At 66.5% G+C, this 14,810-nt stretch carries 11 protein-coding genes; 10 read left to right on the top strand and 1 reads right to left on the bottom strand.

All coding sequences use genetic code 11. The annotated features are described in order from the left end of the window. The first annotated feature begins 1 nt into the window (after position 1). Entirely contained in the window at positions 2–787 is a 786-nt protein-coding gene (locus SriyCCGPB3_RS12800; protein WP_110712637.1) for an OmpA family protein, read from the top strand. Positions 788–838: 51 nt separating this feature from the next. On the opposite strand, the gene tssA is transcribed toward SriyCCGPB3_RS12800, so the two are convergent. After that, positions 839–1,900: a type VI secretion system protein TssA gene (gene tssA / locus SriyCCGPB3_RS12795; protein WP_110712636.1), complete on the bottom strand. Its 1,062-nt coding sequence runs from the start codon at positions 1,898–1,900 to the stop codon at positions 839–841. Between the two features lie 236 nt (positions 1,901–2,136). Here tssA and SriyCCGPB3_RS12790 point away from each other — a divergent pair, with 236 nt between their 5' ends. From SriyCCGPB3_RS12790 to SriyCCGPB3_RS12750, 9 genes are all read left to right on the top strand, one after another. Continuing rightward, complete coding sequence (locus SriyCCGPB3_RS12790; RefSeq protein WP_350259365.1) at positions 2,137–4,896, top strand: type VI secretion system Vgr family protein; 2,760 nt, start codon at positions 2,137–2,139, stop codon at positions 4,894–4,896. A gap of 5 nt (positions 4,897–4,901) precedes the next feature. Beyond that, positions 4,902–5,468 carry an Ivy family c-type lysozyme inhibitor gene (locus SriyCCGPB3_RS12785; protein ID WP_162622058.1) on the top strand — a complete coding sequence of 189 codons (567 nt, stop codon included), beginning with the start codon at positions 4,902–4,904 and terminating at the stop codon, positions 5,466–5,468. Beyond that, positions 5,465–6,910, top strand: a complete 1,446-nt coding sequence (locus SriyCCGPB3_RS12780; protein WP_350259364.1) for a hypothetical protein — start codon at positions 5,465–5,467, stop codon at positions 6,908–6,910. The genes SriyCCGPB3_RS12785 and SriyCCGPB3_RS12780 overlap by 4 nt, the downstream gene beginning before the upstream one ends. After that, positions 6,903–9,104 carry an SH3 domain-containing protein gene (locus SriyCCGPB3_RS12775; RefSeq protein ID WP_180854491.1) on the top strand — a complete coding sequence of 734 codons (2,202 nt, stop codon included), beginning with the start codon at positions 6,903–6,905 and terminating at the stop codon, positions 9,102–9,104. Before SriyCCGPB3_RS12780 ends, SriyCCGPB3_RS12775 begins: the two co-directional genes overlap by 8 nt. Positions 9,105–9,106: 2 nt before the next feature. Further along, entirely contained in the window at positions 9,107–9,700 is a 594-nt protein-coding gene (locus tag SriyCCGPB3_RS12770) for a hypothetical protein (RefSeq protein ID WP_110712632.1), read from the top strand. 221 nt (positions 9,701–9,921) lie between these two features. Then, the gene (locus tag SriyCCGPB3_RS12765; RefSeq protein WP_162622057.1) at positions 9,922–10,467 is read left to right on the top strand and encodes a hypothetical protein; all 546 of its coding nucleotides are present in this window, start codon (positions 9,922–9,924) and stop codon (positions 10,465–10,467) included. 96 nt (positions 10,468–10,563) lie between these two features. Beyond that, positions 10,564–11,181, top strand: a complete 618-nt coding sequence (locus tag SriyCCGPB3_RS12760) for a hypothetical protein (RefSeq protein ID WP_350259362.1) — start codon at positions 10,564–10,566, stop codon at positions 11,179–11,181. A gap of 118 nt (positions 11,182–11,299) precedes the next feature. Further along, the gene (locus SriyCCGPB3_RS12755) at positions 11,300–11,917 is read left to right on the top strand and encodes a decarboxylase (RefSeq protein ID WP_350259361.1); all 618 of its coding nucleotides are present in this window, start codon (positions 11,300–11,302) and stop codon (positions 11,915–11,917) included. Between the two features lie 119 nt (positions 11,918–12,036). Next, positions 12,037–14,808, top strand: coding sequence for a type VI secretion system Vgr family protein (locus SriyCCGPB3_RS12750; protein ID WP_350259360.1), 2,772 nt, complete (start codon positions 12,037–12,039; stop codon positions 14,806–14,808). The last annotated feature ends 2 nt before the right edge of the window (positions 14,809–14,810 follow it).

Raw genomic sequence — 14,810 nt, 5'->3', positions numbered from 1 at the left:
GATGCGCCTGTGCAATTCTCTTTCTCTCGTGCTGCCGCTGCTGCTGGCCGTCGCGCCACTGTCGGCGCAGAACGCGCCGGCTGCAGCCCAGGCGACCACGGAGCGCCCGGTGGTGATCGAAGGCGTGGTGCCTGACCAGGCAACCAAGGCCAAGCTGCTCAACAACCTGCGCGCGGTCTATGGGGCCGATCGCGTTGTCGACCGCGTCCAGGTCGAGACCATCGCCACGCCGCCGAACTGGGGCGATTACGTATCCGGCATGATCAACCCTGGCCTGAAGCGGGTGTCGCCCGGCAAGCTGGAAGTGAACGGCCAGGCCGTGAAGATCAGCGGTGAGGTCGGCAACGAGGCCCTGCGCCAGCAGGTCGCCAGTGACCTGAGCCTGGCCAGCAACACCAGCTACACGGTCACCAACGCGCTGAAGGTGGGATCGCAGCAGAACGTGCTGGACCAGACCCTGGCCAACCGCATCATCGAGTTCCAGAGTGGCAGCGCCCGCCTCACGCCGTTCGGCATGAGCATCCTCGACGAGATGGTGGCCAAGATGGCGCAGATGCCCGACAGCCGCTTCCTGATCATCGGCCACACCGACAACGTCGGCCAGCGCGAGTCCAACCTGACCCTGAGCCACGCGCGTGCGCTGGCGGTGAAGAACTACATGATGTCCAAGGGCATCCCGGGCAGCCATATGGACGTGCTGGGCAAGGGGCCTGATGAGCCGGTGGCGGACAACACCAGCAACGATGGCCGCGCGCGCAACCGTCGCATCGAATTCAAGATCCAGTAATTGCGCGGAGAGCGGGCCTGGCCCGCTCTCCGCTCGATGGCCCGGAAGCGCTCAGTCTTCCGGGTTCACGTCCAGCATCTCTTCCATCTGCTCCAGCGTGCCATGGTCCTTGATGACCCGCTTGAGCCACACGTGCAGCGGCATTTCGCCCCAGCGCGCCGCTTTCTCGGCCAGATAGGCCACGGGGCTGTGCGGTTCGGTACGACGGAAGAACTCGGCCACCTGGCGCAACTGCTGCAGGGCTTCCTTGCGTGAACCCGGAGCACCGGCCGGCCCACGCGGGGCGGCGCTGACCGGCGCCGGGTCGAATGCCGGGGCATCCGCGGCGAAGTCGGTGCCGCTGAACGTGTCCTCTGCCGGCCCGGTCTCGCCATCGAGCAGCACGCCCGCCTCGCGCGCGAAGCGCAGTACGGTGCGCTGCAGGTGCTCAAGCTGCTCGCGGACCGCGCTGAAGCTGGGGCCATCCAGGCCGAGCCGGTTGTCGACCGCAGCCTGCAGCTCGGCCAGTGCCTGGCTGCAGTCCGGCAGGTCATCGGCCAGCTGGCGATAGAACCCGTGCTGGGTATCGCGGCGGGCGGCATTGAGGATGTCCAGTCCGGGGCGGCCGTCATCGTCCTCGCTGCTGTTGGCGCGGGCATGGGCGTGCTCGAAATCGGCCAGGCTGAAGCGGCCCTGTGGGGCGACGATGATCGGCACCGCCCGCAGCCACTGCAGCGAATTGGTCAGCAGCCAGCTGAGGTTGCCGATACGTTCCTCGAAGTCGCCGTCCGGTGCCTGTGGATGCACCTCTTCCCAGAACCGGTCGCAGAGGCCGGCGGTGACCCGGTAGCCCGCGGCCAGGCCCTGGAACCCCTCCAGCTGGGTGGCGGCCTCGCTGAGCCAGCCAGCCAGCCGCAGATCCTTGGTCCGGGTCTGCAGCAGATCGTTGGCATCGCGCAGCACGCTGCTCCAGTCGGCGTACTTGATGTCGGTCTGCCACGCGCCCTGGTCCAGGGTCGGGTCGTCGGCACGACGGTTTTCGATGATCCGATCGAACTCGGCCGAGAATGACAGGTCTTCACCGGTCGGGGCGTGTTCGGAAATCGGGGCCAGCAGGGCTTCCTGATCCAGCATGGCAGGTCTCGTTGGGGACTGCGGTCGATTCTAGCGGTTGAATGTGAACGCGGTTACGGGATGAGGGAAAGTCACGGGGGCTGAATACGGCATTCCGTCAGTTATGTGACGGAGAACTCAGTTCATTGCCCGATCTTGCGCCGTGATTTTGACGAACACCACGATCTGGTAGATTTATTGGCTGGAAACCGACGCCGCGCACCCGAGAGTCGTGCGGCTTTCACTCTGGAAATGGCATGGATCAGCTGAACAACCTGATGGCGCAGGTCGCCGGTCTTGGCGACGCCCAGCGTCTGTATCGCCTGCAGTCCGACGCATTCACGGCATGCACCGTGGAGCGTTGGCGTGGACGTGACGCGTTGGGCGAACACGCGTGGACCGAAGTAGACGTGCTTTCCACCGATGCGGATGCTGCCCTCGAGACACTGCCTGCAACGCGCGCCACATTGACCCTGCAACTCGCTGACGGTGGGCAATCGCAGCGCAGCGGACTGGTGGCCGATGCCGCCCGGGTTGGAGGCGATGGTGGGCTGGTCCGCTACCGTCTGCATCTGGTGTCATGGACCTGGTGGCTGCAGCACGCGCGCCACAGCCGTGTGTTCCAGGAGCAGGCCGTTCGCGCGATCGTTGACGCGGTTCTTGCCGGGCATGGGGACATCGCGCGCTGGCGCTGGGCCGAGGGGGTCGACGACTTCCTGGGCGAACGCGTGCGCAGCTACTGCGTGCAGTACCGCGAGAGCGATCTGGATTTCCTGCAGCGCCTGCTGGCCGAAGAGGGGCTGGGCTGGCGACTGTACGCCGATGAAGAGGCTCCCTGCGGCAATGGCATGGAGATCTTCGCCGACAGCGTGGCGTTGCCGGAGGATGCGACCAGCGCCGGGACCGGCGTGCGTTTCCATCGCAGTGATGCCACCGAAGCCAGTGACAGCGTGCAGGCCATCGGCATGTGCCGGAGCCTGGCCAGCACCACGGTCAGCCTGCAGAGTGATGATTACCGGCAGGTGCGTGCCTTGGCCGGCCAGTCGCCGATGGACGGCGGTGGCAGCCAGTCGGCGCGCGAGGATTTCGATGCCGTGGGTGCCTACGCGTTCAGCGATGGTGCCGCCGCTTCGCGCCAGGCGCGGCTGCTGGCCCAGGCACGCGAAGCACACAGCCGACGCTGGCGCGGACAGGGCACCGTGCGTGGCCTGCGATCGGGGGCCTGGCTGCGGCTGCAGCAGGCGCCGGGCGCGACACCGCCGGAGCTGCTGCTGGTTGCCGTCGACCATGCCGGCATCAACAACCTGCCGACCGACCTGCGGCGCACCCTTGATGATGCGTTCGGTGTCGCGCCGGCCGAGAGCGACGACGCGGCGCTGTGGCAGCAGGCCGATGCGGTGGGCTACAGCAACCGGTTCGAGGCGGTTGAACGCAGCACGCCGTGGCGGCCACTGCTGCTGGATGGCACCGGTGCCCGGCTGAATCCGCGCCCGATCGTGCCGGGCTACCAGACGGCCGTGGTAGTGGCCGGGCAGGGCGGCACCAGCAAGGATCTGCATGCGGACAGCCAGGGCCGTGTGCGCGTGCGCTTCCATTTCCAGCAGGGACAGGGCGGGGGCGCTCACGACAGTGCCTGGTTGCGCGTGGCACAGCGCTACGCCGGCCCTGGCGTTGGCAGCCAGTTCCTGCCGCGGATCGGCCAGGAAGTGCTGGTCGGCTTCCTGGATGGCGATATCGATCGGCCGCTGGTGCTGGGAACGCTGTACAACGGGCGTGGCGAGGCCGGTGTGGTGCCGACGCCCGCTGGTGCCAGTGGCCAGGGCGACGTGTCGGCCTATGGCCAGGCCGGCGATGCACGCCACAGCGCGCAGGCCAACCTCAGTGGTGGCCGGGCACCGGCGTGGCATGCGGCCGGCGCGGGCGACCAGGCGCATCGCCAGGGCGGTGCGCTGTGGGGTATCCGCTCGCGCGAATGGGATGGCGGTGAAGGCAGCAACCATCTGTTGTTCGACGATTCCAACCAGCAGCTGCGTGCGCAGCTGGCCAGCAGCCAGCAGGTATCGCAGCTGACGCTGGGTCATCTTCGGCACCAGGCTGACAACTTTGTCGGCAGCGTGCGTGGCACCGGTTTCGAACTGCGCAGCGATGCCTGGGGTGCGGTACGCGCGACGGCGGGCGTGTGGCTCACCGCCTATGGCCATCGATCGTCCGCGCCCGCGGGCGAGGCGGTGCAGCCCTCCGCGCTGCTGACCCAGCTGCAGACGCTGGGCGAGCGATTCACCCAGGCCGCGCGCAAGCACGTGACCAGCCCGCTGGCGATGCAGGAGGGGGCGAGAGGGGCGATGCGGTCGCGCATTGTGCAGAAGCAGGCCCCCTTGCCGGCGATGACGGCAGCTGTCCGAACGGTGGTTGCCGGGACGCAATACACGTCGGGAGTCGCGGAAGCCCCTAAGCACAGTGCCGAGCCCGGTGAAGGACGGACTCCCCATAGCGGCGCTCCTCTGCTTGGGATGACGGCACCCGACGGGGTAGTGCACGTCGCCGGTCAGGGCATGATGTGGAGCAGCGGCGAAGCACTGCTTCTGGCCAGCGGCGGGCATTCCGATACCACGGTCATGGGGCAGGCCCGCCTGCATGCAAGCCAGTCGTTGGGCCTGTTGGCAACCACCGTCGAGGAAGGCGGGGCAGCTGCAGCGATGTCCGTTGTGAGTGGCACTGGGGCGCTTGAAGTCCAGGCACAGGCAGATTCCATCCGCATCCAGGCGCGCTCGGGCCTGCGCGGTGCGAGTGGCCAGGCCCACATCGAGCTCGCTGCGGGCAAAACGCTGCATATCGCTACGTCAGGAGGCGCCAGCATCACCGTGGCCGATGGTGGAATCGTGGTCAATGCGCCCGGTTCGATCGCTGTCCACGCGCAGCGCAAATCCTTCCTCGGTCCCAGCAACTACAAGAGCGAGTTGCCGACGTGGGTGCTGGGCGACATGAAGCAGAAACGGATCATCGGTTTCTCAGGATGAAGAACATGAAGAAGACGATATTCCTGCTGCCACTGGTGGCGGCGTTGTCGTGGGAGTGCGCTGCAGCAGCGCCACTGGACGCGCATGCAAGCGGCGCCCGCCCGGGAGACGCCTCCATCGATCTTCCGCAGCCGACCTGCGCCAAGCAGCCCCTGGCGACATATCTGTTCGCCCTCGTCGGCAAGGGGCTGTCGGCCCCCGATGGCTGCGGGCGCAGCAATGCAGTGGTGACCCAGGCATTCGATACCCTTCTGGCAGAGGTGCCCGCCAAGCAAGCACCGTCGCTGAAGGCGCGACTGCTGACCGGGCCCAGTGCGGCAGGCAAGCCGTTGTCGATCGAAGGGCGTACCTGGTGGCTGTACTCCGCCTGCCAGGCACATGCCTGCGGCTCAACACAGCTGGCAGCGCTCTACGATCCTGCAGACAGGCACATGGTCGGCCGCTTGATCCTGAACTGTGAGGTGCGCTGGTTGGGCAATCCATCAGACGCGCAGCGCGCGGTGCTCGATGCACGCAAGCCCGTGAATCTCGAGATGGTCAGGCGGCTGGGTGACTGCGGGGGCGAGCCATGAGTGCTAAGAACCTGAAGGCGTTCCTGGATGCTGTCGGCTTCGAGGAATCGAGCGGAGACATCGGCATCATCAATACCTATAACTACATCGGCAAGTACCAGTTCGGTGAGCAGGCGCTGATGCAGCTTGGGTATTACAAGACGACGGCCGAGATCAAGAAAAAGCAGGAGTGGAAGGGCCACTGGACGGGCAAGAACGGTGCTACGAGCCGCGAGGTGTTCCTTGCGGACGAAGCAATGCAGGACAAGGCGGGCGAGGAGTGGATGCGCGAACTCTGCCGGCAGGGGCGCTATTTCGGCACGACCAAGTTCATCGGTCAGACCATGAAGGGCTTCGTGGTGACCGAGTCCGGCATCATTGCCGCCGCCCACCTGAAGGGCTACGGCCCGGGCAAGCCGGACAAGAAGACCGGGCAATGGGTGCGCCCTGCCGTGCTTGCGTTCCTGCGTACCGGCGGGGCGGAGGACGGTACCGACGCCTACGGGTCGAGTGTTTCGAAGTACATGAAGAAGTTCGGGGGTTACGAGCTGGGCTGCTGCGCGCCGGTAGAGGCGCAGACAACCTGGATGTATCCCTTCCCGAGGCAGGGCAAGAGCGATGCCTTTGATGGCGCGATGTACCTCGGCCTTCCTGCCCAGGAAGAAGGCGCCTTGGCGCGTGTCGACGATGGCTTCTTCCCGGTGGGGGCCAGCGGCCTGTGGCATGGGGGCGTCCATTTCGATGCAGGCAGTGGCACCGTGCTGGACCAGACCCAGGGCGTGCGCTGCATCAAGGACGGCGAGGTGGTGGCCTACCGGATCGACGAACGCTATCCGGAAATCACCTTCCCGCAGGTGCAGCGCAAGGCACTGTATTCGAAGGGCTTCGTGCTGGTGCGGCATACGCTGAAGCTGCCGGCCGATGCACAGGCGAAATTCGAGGCGGCCGACAAGGCGGCGAAGGAAGCACAGGACAAGAAGGTTGCGACGGCGGCGGACAGCGCTCCTGCGGCGCCGCAGACGGCGGCCGCTCCGGCTGCTGCCGCCACCGCTCCGTCCAAGGCGGTCGCGCCGGCACCCGCCACGAAAACTGCGAAGGACTCGAAGGATTCGAAGCCAGCCGCCGCGCCGGAGCCGGGAACCGAGCTTTCCTTCTACAGCCTCTACATGCACCTGATGGACTTCACGGGCTATCAGGAGGATCGCAAGCGCGCACGCCCCGGGTTCTGGACCGAGGGCAACGAGTTCGTGGTGGGCGAGAAAGCGAAGGACGCGCAGGAGGTGCCACCGCCGCCTGCGGCGGCGCAGGCATCGATCGATGAGGATGACCACATCGGCTGCGATTGCGGTGGAACTTCGGGTGAATCCGATGATGTCGCCGACGCTCTGGAGCAGTTGGGCTGGGGGCCTGGACAGGTGAAGGAATGGGACAACGTCGTGCAGGAGGCACACGCAGATGAGTGAGGCTGCACCCGCGCCGATCATCGGTTTGAACATCCGCAGCGAGGCCAGCGGCCGCTCGGCCCGGTTGGGCCTGTTGCCGCGCGGTGCCCGGATCACCGTGAAGAACCGCAAGGACAAATGGGCACAGATTGACCGGATCCTCGAAGGCGAGATCGCACCGGTTCGCCCGGGCGAGGCCGTTGACCCAGCCGCGAAGCAGGGCTGGATATTCATGCCCGAGCTTGATCCCGGTCCGAAGCAACCGGTCCAGCTGGACAAGGTGGTCATTCCCGAAAAGCCGATCGCGATCGGTGCAGGCGCACTGCTGGGCCATGTCGGCGAGTACCAGCAGTACGTGGATGCCCAGCCGTTGCCCAAGCGTGGCATACGCCCATTGATGCACCTGGAGGTTTTCGCAGGTAGCGAGCTTCCCGTATTCCTGGCCAAGTCGCGTCGCTATGCGTCGCTGCTGCCGCCGGGAACAGGAAGCCTGTTCGTGATCGAGAAGGGCGCGCGCCTGAAGAAGGCGGCCGATCCGGACGGCGTGATGGAGCCGGAGCCTGGCTTGATCCAGCTCAAGGACTCGGGCCTGGGCGCGTGGACGCTTGTCCAGCGTTCGGAGTTGAAGGTGTTCGATCGCAAGGCGCTGGGTGCCTATTCTGCGAGCAGCAAAAGTTATGCAAACGCAAAGGATGGACAGTTCACCGGTGTATTCGTAGGCCCTGCCGATACCCAGCGTACCCAGTCGGAGAAGGAAGCGCGAAAGCACAACTACCAGCGGCGCGAGATGCGGATGCCATTGGGAGAGCCGTTCTGGATCCTGCGCAAGGATCTGCAGCAGTGCTCGGCGGGTGGGATGAAGTGGTGGAAGAAGCACCCGTTGCGTGCCGATGGTCCCGACGGTGAGGCCGTGGGCCTGGTGCGGGTGATGTCCCGCGCAGAGCTGGAGCGGCTGCCTGCGCCGAAACGTGCGCTGGACAGTGATGGCAAGGCCTGGTGGGAAGTGGCTGCCTGCGGCGAGAAGCCGGGTAGTTTTGTGCTGGGCTGGGCATGCGAGGCGGGGCACGCCAAGGTGGGCTGGCAGTCGCCTTGGGCGTGGCCGGGATTCGAGACGGTGGAGGAGGGGGGCATCCAGCCGGTCGACATGATGGCGGCGACGCTGGTGAAGCTGGGGATGATGCAGCCCCATGAGGTGACCGACCATCGCATGCGTGCGGACAAGGTTGAGCGCAGCGCGTTGATCCAGAAGCTGCACGCCTTGCTGGACACCGACGGCAATGGGCATATCAGCAAGCCTGAACTGCAGGCAGCCAGCAAGCAGCCCCTGCTCGCGCAGGCGTTGAGCCGGATGATTGTCCGCTACGAAAGCGAGTGGGGCGGGGAAGACGCCAAGTGGAACGAGCTGGATCCGCTGATGCTCGACGGCGCTGTGGAATGGAGCGCGGAGAAGCTGCGCATCAAGAACCTGCGCTGGTGGAAGGATGTGGCGCCCAATGTGAAGGGTTTCCCGGGCGCGCCGGAGGTCTTCCACCTGCACCCGATCGGGTTGCTGAACAACTTCTACTCCGCGGTCGCCACCGCCAATGCCAACGCGGCACCCAGCAAGGACGACAGCTACAACGGCGAGCGTGAGAAGAGCGGTGCGCAATGGTACAAGCGGTTCAAGCAGAGCAAGAACGTTGCGGATCTGAAGGAGCCCTTCCAGTCGAACATCACCCGCTTCCTCGCGGCGCTGGATGAGGCCGGTGTGACCGTGAACATCAATACGACGCTGCGCCCGCCCCAGCGCTCGTACCTGATGTACTACGCACGGGAAATCGTCAATGGCACGGATCCAGCCACGGTGCCCGCGTTCGAGCCGCAGAATGGCGATGCGGCCGTGAACATCGATTGGCAGCACCTGGATGCCAATGGCAAGCCGGATCTCAAGGCCGCCAAGCAGGGAGCCAAGGCCATGGATAGCGCCTACGGGGCCGCGGGCGCCATCGGCAAGCCCTACCGATCAAACCACAATGGCGGTGAAGCAATCGACATGCGGTTGAGTCCTGCCTGGGGCATCGGCAAGACGGTGAAGAAGGCCGATGGCACCAGTGTGACGATCGGCAGCAAGCGTGACATCATCGACGTGGGTGCCAGTTACGATGTCCTGCATTGGAACTACGACGGCAAGCCGAAAAAGGTCGATGATCCCCATTGGTCCAAGACAGGCAACTGAAGATGGCGGGTTTCGTGATTAGAGCTGCTCTTTTGGTAGTGGGTGTCGCGCTCGCAGTGGGGTGCCATGCGCAGCCTCCCGAAGTGGGCGGCTGGCGCAGGGTCTCCGACAGTGATCTGGAGCGGCAGTTCCACTTCTCCATGCTGCCTCATGCCGCAGCTGCGGGAAGTCGCTGGGCGGTCTACGATGCCAAGGCGGGCAAGGTAGTGTGTTGCCTGTCAGTGGAAAGTGCCGAGGTGGGCGAAAGCGAGCTCCAGGATCGCTTTGACATTCCCGGGCCGTGGGTCACCGATCTGACCAATGGCTGGAATCTCGATGCCGCGCCCTATCGCCCGCATGTCCAGCTGCTGAAGGTGCAGGGTGCGATGAGCAGCTATACCTTCAAGGAAGAACGTGAAGCCGCCGGAGGCCTGCTGCTGCCGCCGGACGCGCGGGCGGTGGGGGCGAACATCCTGGAGATCGCCGGCGAGCGCTATACGGTCCAGCGCCGCGAGACCTCGCTGGCTGATGGAGACGGTGGTGTTCATACCTACACCTTGAAGCCCTCCAAGGGCGGGGCGGCCTTGAAGATCGAGGTTCCGTTCGGGACCTACTAGATTCGGGACCGGGCGTCAGCGGTGGCCCGCAACAGTGCGCGCGGTTGGCCGCAGGCATACGGGAATCGGCGTCGGTCTGCTGCGCCCGTGGGTGACGCGGCGCAGCGTTCTGCGTGCCAATCGGGCGCTTCACCTCTGGGAGACCGGGAGTCATGCACCAGGACAGGTCAGTGAATCGTCAACGCCCCGTTGCGCTGCGTCAGCTGTTCCTGGCCAGCCTTGTGCTGTCGCTGGCGGCGTGCCGGCAAGCCACCTCACAGGATGTCGAGCAGGCCGACACCGCACGCCGTGCGCAGGCCGCCATCGAGGCACAGATCAAGGCCGACGCCCATGCCGCGCAGGCGGAGCCACCGCTGCCGGGTGATCCGGACAGCACTGAAACGCTCTTTGACGGATTGCTCGATTGCCAGCCGAAGGGCTGGTACCTCAGTGCTGAATCAGGCCGGCCCGCGAACCCTTACCTGGCCCTGCACACGCCGGAACCCTGCGAACGCGATGAGGCGTTCGGGATGGCGTACTTCTGCGTCAAGGCCGATTTCCATGGCCTGCCGGTCTACAGGGTGGTTGCCCATCTGGGAACCGCACCCACGCCCATCGGCATCCTGATCGATCTGCCACTGGACCAGGCGCGTGCGCGAACCCGGATGGCGCTGGGGTCGGAGTTTCCCGATGATGCGCGCAGCCGGCGCGGCGAAAGGCCAATGCTGGGCCCGCAGGCCGGTGATGCACAGAAGTCACAGTTGATATGTACGCCCGATTGGGCCTGATCAAGAAGGGCAGGCGATGGCGCGAACAGGGAAAACGTGGAGTCCACACCGGCGGTTCGCGCGCTTCTTGTCGAAATCCTGGAACGCAGAACGATGATGAAGGGCAATACCAGCGTCTGGCGGGGACTGCAGCCTGTGCTGTTGCTCGGCCTTCTTCTTTCGGCCGCCGCTTGCACGGGGAAGCCGAATTCATCGGAGAACCCGGCCGCAGTTGTGCCGCCGACGGGGGTGGTCACCACGACGAAGGAAGTGCCTGCAACAACAGCGGGCAACGCACGATATGCCGGCGTCAAGATGCTCTCCCCTCATTCCGGGTGCGCTTTCCTGAGCAGTCCGATCAACTTCTGTGATGATCGTCATCGTGCCCAGATCGACAAGGTGCTCGCCGAGCAGCGGCCGAACTTCAACGGGCACTACATCGTGGCGGAGCTGGAGGAATGGCCTGAGTACTTCCAGCGCTCGGTGGTCGTCATCAACGCCCGGAGCGGGGTGGTGTATCCGTTGCCGATCGACGCATTGTCCGGCCCTTTGTCCAGCAAAGGAGAGCCGACCACTTATGGAAAGGTGGACACATCCGTGGATGCGCAGCAGTTCTGCCTGGTCGGAGCGATGCTGGCCTACCGTTCGATCAACGACGGGCGCTTCTGCTTCGGATTCGATGGTGTCCGCTTTACCGGACACCAGACTGCATACATGGCGCCCGAAGGCCAGTGATGGGTTTTCAATGGGCGGGGGCGGGCTCGCCGGCCGGAGCGCATGGCATGGCAACCGCTCCACCTTCATGGCATCCTCACGAAACTGATTGGCCTGACGCCATCGATGGATGAACGACATGCAGAACTGGATCGGACGCGCCGCCGGTGGACTGGCGTTGGCTCTCTGCCTGGCTGCGCCGCTGGCGCAGGCCGCTGAGCCGACCTTCGGCGGCTGGCGCAATCTCGGTTCCCGCGATGGTGCCGAGCCTGCATTGCGGGACGTTCCGTTCGCGCTGTTGCCCACGGCCGTGGCCCGCGATGCGCGCTTCTCGATCTACGACCGCGAGAGCAAGCGCGTGGTGTGTTGCCTGCAGGTAGCCAGTGCCGAGCTGGATGACACCGCGCTGCGCAAGGTCTACCAGTTGCCGGAGCAGTGGGTGACCGATCTGCGCAATGGCCGTAGTGCGGGACCTCCCTGGCCGACGCGGGTCTACGAAATGCGTCGCACCGATGAACTCGTCGACTACGGTTTCAGTGATGCGGCGGAGGCTTACAGCGATCTGGGCGGGCTGCTGCTTCCGGCCAGCGCACGGCTGCTGCCCGATGGCAGCGTGCAGGCCGGGGCGACCTATCGCCTGCAGTTCCGCAGCACGCCACTGGGTGATGACAGCAGCGCGCTGGACCGCTTCACCCTGCAACCGGTGCAGGACGGGGGCAAGCCGGTGGCGGTGGAAGTCTCCTACGGAACCTATTGATCCGGAACGTTAATCCGGCGTGACGGCGCGGGCGTGCGCCGTGGTTTTCCATCTGCTACCGTCGTCCTACAGGGGAAGGACCTGCCTCCGGCTACCGGGGCAGCAACGGTAGGAACGCCATGGAAGCGATTCGCAACCTCATGGTGCAGGCAGCGGGCCTGGAGGCCGGCAGCCGCCTGTATCGGTTGGATCTACCCGGCACGCCGGCGGTCGTTGTCGACCATTGGCAGGGCCATGATGCCCTGTCGCAAGGGCGGCAGCTGCAGATCGATGTGCTTGCGCTGGACGCGTCGCTGCCACTGGCCGGCTGGCTTGGGCAACCGGCGTGCCTGCATGCACGGCTGGCCGATGGCCGGGACTGGCCGCGCCACGGCGTCATTGCCGATGCGCGATGCGTGGGCAGCGATGGCGGGCTGGCGCGCTACCGGGTCACCCTGCGTGACTGGACCTGGTGGCTCGACCAGGCGCGCCGCAGCCGTGTTTTCCAGGAACAGAGCGTGCGCGACATCCTGGATGCGGTGTTCCAGGCGTACCCCGAACATGCCCATTGGCGCTGGAGCGATGAGGTCGACGGGATGCTGTCCCGCTCACGGCCCCGCAGTTACTGCGTGCAGTACCGCGAGACCGATCTGGCCTTCGTACAGCGGCTGCTGGCCGAAGAAGGGTTGGGCTGGTGCGTGCAGGAGGCGGAGGATGCAACGGCGGGGCATGGCATTTTCCTGTTCGCCGATTCGACCCTGCTGCCGGAAGCCGCTGCTTCGCAGGCAGCCGGTGGCATCCGCTTCCACCGCGCCGATGGCACCGAGCAGAGCGATGGCGTGCAGCAGCTGGGGCAGCTGCGTCGCCTGCAGAGCACCCACGTGCAGCTGCACAGCAGCGACTACCGCAGCGTACGCTCGCTGGCCGGCCAGCTGCCGGTGCAGGCTGCAGCGCAAGGGGCAAGGGAGGATTACGATCCGGTGGGGGCGCACGCCTTCGCCGATGCGGCCGAGCTGCAGCACCATGCGCGGCTGGTGGTGGAAGCGCTGGACGCGCAGGCCCGCCAGTGGTGCGGGCGCGGCAGCGTCCGCAGCGCCGATGCGGGACAGGCCTGGGTGCTGACCGGCACGCCAGGCGCCTTGCCGACGGAGCTGCTGCTGGTGACGGTCGAGCATGCGGGCGTGAACAATCTGCCGACAGACCTGCGCCATGCACTGGCCGCGGATACGGCGCCCGATCCGTTCGGTACGTTGCTTGGCCAGGCACGTGAGCAGGGCTATGCACAGGATTTCGTCGCCCTGCAGCGGGAGCAGCGCTGGCGCCCGGTGTTGGACGATGGCACCGGTGCCCGGCGCAATCCGCGACCGCTGGCGCCCGGGTACCAGACCGCGATTGTTGTGGCTGGGCAGGGCAGTGACGGCGGTGAACTGCATGCCGATGCGCTGGGACGGATCCGGGTGCGTTTCCATTTCCAGGGCGAGCAGGGTGATGCGGGCAGTGCGTGGCTGCGCGTGGCGCAGCGCTATGCCGGCCCCGGTGTCGGCAGCCAGTTCCTGCCGCGTATCGGCCAGGAAGTGCTGATCGGATTCCTCGAGGGTGACATCGACCGCCCGTTGGTCCTGGGCGCGCTGTACAACGGGCGCGGCGAGGCCGGGGTCGCGCCGACACCGGCCGGGGCGGACGCGGAGCTGGACACCTCGGCCTATGCGCAGGCACGCGATGGAGGGGGCAGCGCGCAGGCCAACCTGGGCGGTGGCCAGGCACCGGCCTGGCATGCGGCGGCGGCGGGCGAAGCGGCGCATCGGAACGCCGGCGCGCTGTGGGGCGTTCAGTCCCGCGAGTGGCAGGGCGAGGGCTGGAACCACCTGCTGTTCGACGACAGCGACCAGCAGCTGGGTGCACAGCTGGCCAGCAGCCAGCAGACCACGGCGCTGGCGCTGGGTCATCTGCGGCACCGGGCGGACAACTATCGCGGCAGCCTGCGTGGTACGGGTTTCGAACTGCGCAGTGATGCCTGGGGCAGTGTCCGCGGGCAACGCGGGCTCTGGATGGATGCCTATCAGCATCGTGGCGAGGAGCCGGCTGGCGCCACCCCGCAGGCCGCGGCGCTGCTGCAGCAGTTGGCGACACTCGCCGAGCGCCAGGCCCGCGCCGCGGCGACCCACCTGACGGTGCAGCCCGCGTCGCATCTCGGGGCGCAGTCGCCACAGCACTCCCGGCTGGATGGTACGCGCGCGCCGCTGCCTGTACTGCTGGCCAGCGTACGCAGCACGGTGCCCGGCGAGACGATGCAGGCGGCGGTCGGCGCCGCCCCGCAACGCAGCGCGGAGGCGGCAGAAGGGTCCGTTCCGCATAGCGGCGACGCGCTGCTTGGCCTCTCTGCCCCCGCCGGCGCGGTGATGGTGGCCGGCCAGGGACTGCAGTGGGCGCAGGGTGAAACCCTGGTGCTGGGCAGTGGCCAGCACAGCGATGCGACGGTCATGGGGCAGGCGCGCTGGCACGGCCGCCAGGCCATCGGTGTGCTCGCCGCAACCCTGCAGGGCGCCGATGCAACGGTGCCTGCCTTGACCATGGCCAGTGCGGAGCAGGTGCTGGATATCAAGGCGCAGCAGGATCGTGTGGGCATGCAGTCGCGGCAGTCGCTGCGCGCTGCCAGCGCCCAGGGCGCTGTTGAACTCGGAGCGGGCCGCACCGTCCACGTGGCCACCTCGGCGGGCGCCAGCATCACCATCAGCGGCAGCAACATCGTCTTCAATGCGCCCGGGCGCATCACGGTGCACGCAGGGCGCAAGTCATTCCTGCCGGGGGGAGGCAGTCGCTACCCGCTGCCGGTGTTCCCGCAGTCCGTGTGCAAGGAATGCCTGCTGCTGGCGGCGCAACGCGCGGCGCCCCTGACGCCGAAGGGAGGCTGAGC

Origin of the sequence: Stenotrophomonas riyadhensis, from assembly GCF_040256885.1 — a bacterium.
GTDB lineage: Bacteria > Pseudomonadota > Gammaproteobacteria > Xanthomonadales > Xanthomonadaceae > Stenotrophomonas > Stenotrophomonas riyadhensis.
The sequence above is the reverse complement of the archived record's forward strand: the minus strand, read 5'-3'. Positions and strand labels throughout refer to the sequence as shown.

What these genes read in the sequence shown, in the direction of transcription:
- tssA (WP_110712636.1), bottom strand. Translation starts at nt 1,900, where the DNA reads ATGCTGGATCAGGAAGCCCTGCTGGCCCCGATTTCCGAACACGCCCCG.
- SriyCCGPB3_RS12755 (WP_350259361.1), top strand. Translation starts at nt 11,300, where the DNA reads ATGCAGAACTGGATCGGACGCGCCGCCGGTGGACTGGCGTTGGCTCTC.
- SriyCCGPB3_RS12785 (WP_162622058.1), top strand. Translation starts at nt 4,902, where the DNA reads ATGAAGAAGACGATATTCCTGCTGCCACTGGTGGCGGCGTTGTCGTGG.
- SriyCCGPB3_RS12780 (WP_350259364.1), top strand. Translation starts at nt 5,465, where the DNA reads ATGAGTGCTAAGAACCTGAAGGCGTTCCTGGATGCTGTCGGCTTCGAG.
- SriyCCGPB3_RS12750 (WP_350259360.1), top strand. Translation starts at nt 12,037, where the DNA reads ATGGAAGCGATTCGCAACCTCATGGTGCAGGCAGCGGGCCTGGAGGCC.
- SriyCCGPB3_RS12790 (WP_350259365.1), top strand. Translation starts at nt 2,137, where the DNA reads ATGGATCAGCTGAACAACCTGATGGCGCAGGTCGCCGGTCTTGGCGAC.
- SriyCCGPB3_RS12770 (WP_110712632.1), top strand. Translation starts at nt 9,107, where the DNA reads ATGGCGGGTTTCGTGATTAGAGCTGCTCTTTTGGTAGTGGGTGTCGCG.
- SriyCCGPB3_RS12775 (WP_180854491.1), top strand. Translation starts at nt 6,903, where the DNA reads ATGAGTGAGGCTGCACCCGCGCCGATCATCGGTTTGAACATCCGCAGC.
- SriyCCGPB3_RS12800 (WP_110712637.1), top strand. Translation starts at nt 2, where the DNA reads ATGCGCCTGTGCAATTCTCTTTCTCTCGTGCTGCCGCTGCTGCTGGCC.
- SriyCCGPB3_RS12760 (WP_350259362.1), top strand. Translation starts at nt 10,564, where the DNA reads ATGAAGGGCAATACCAGCGTCTGGCGGGGACTGCAGCCTGTGCTGTTG.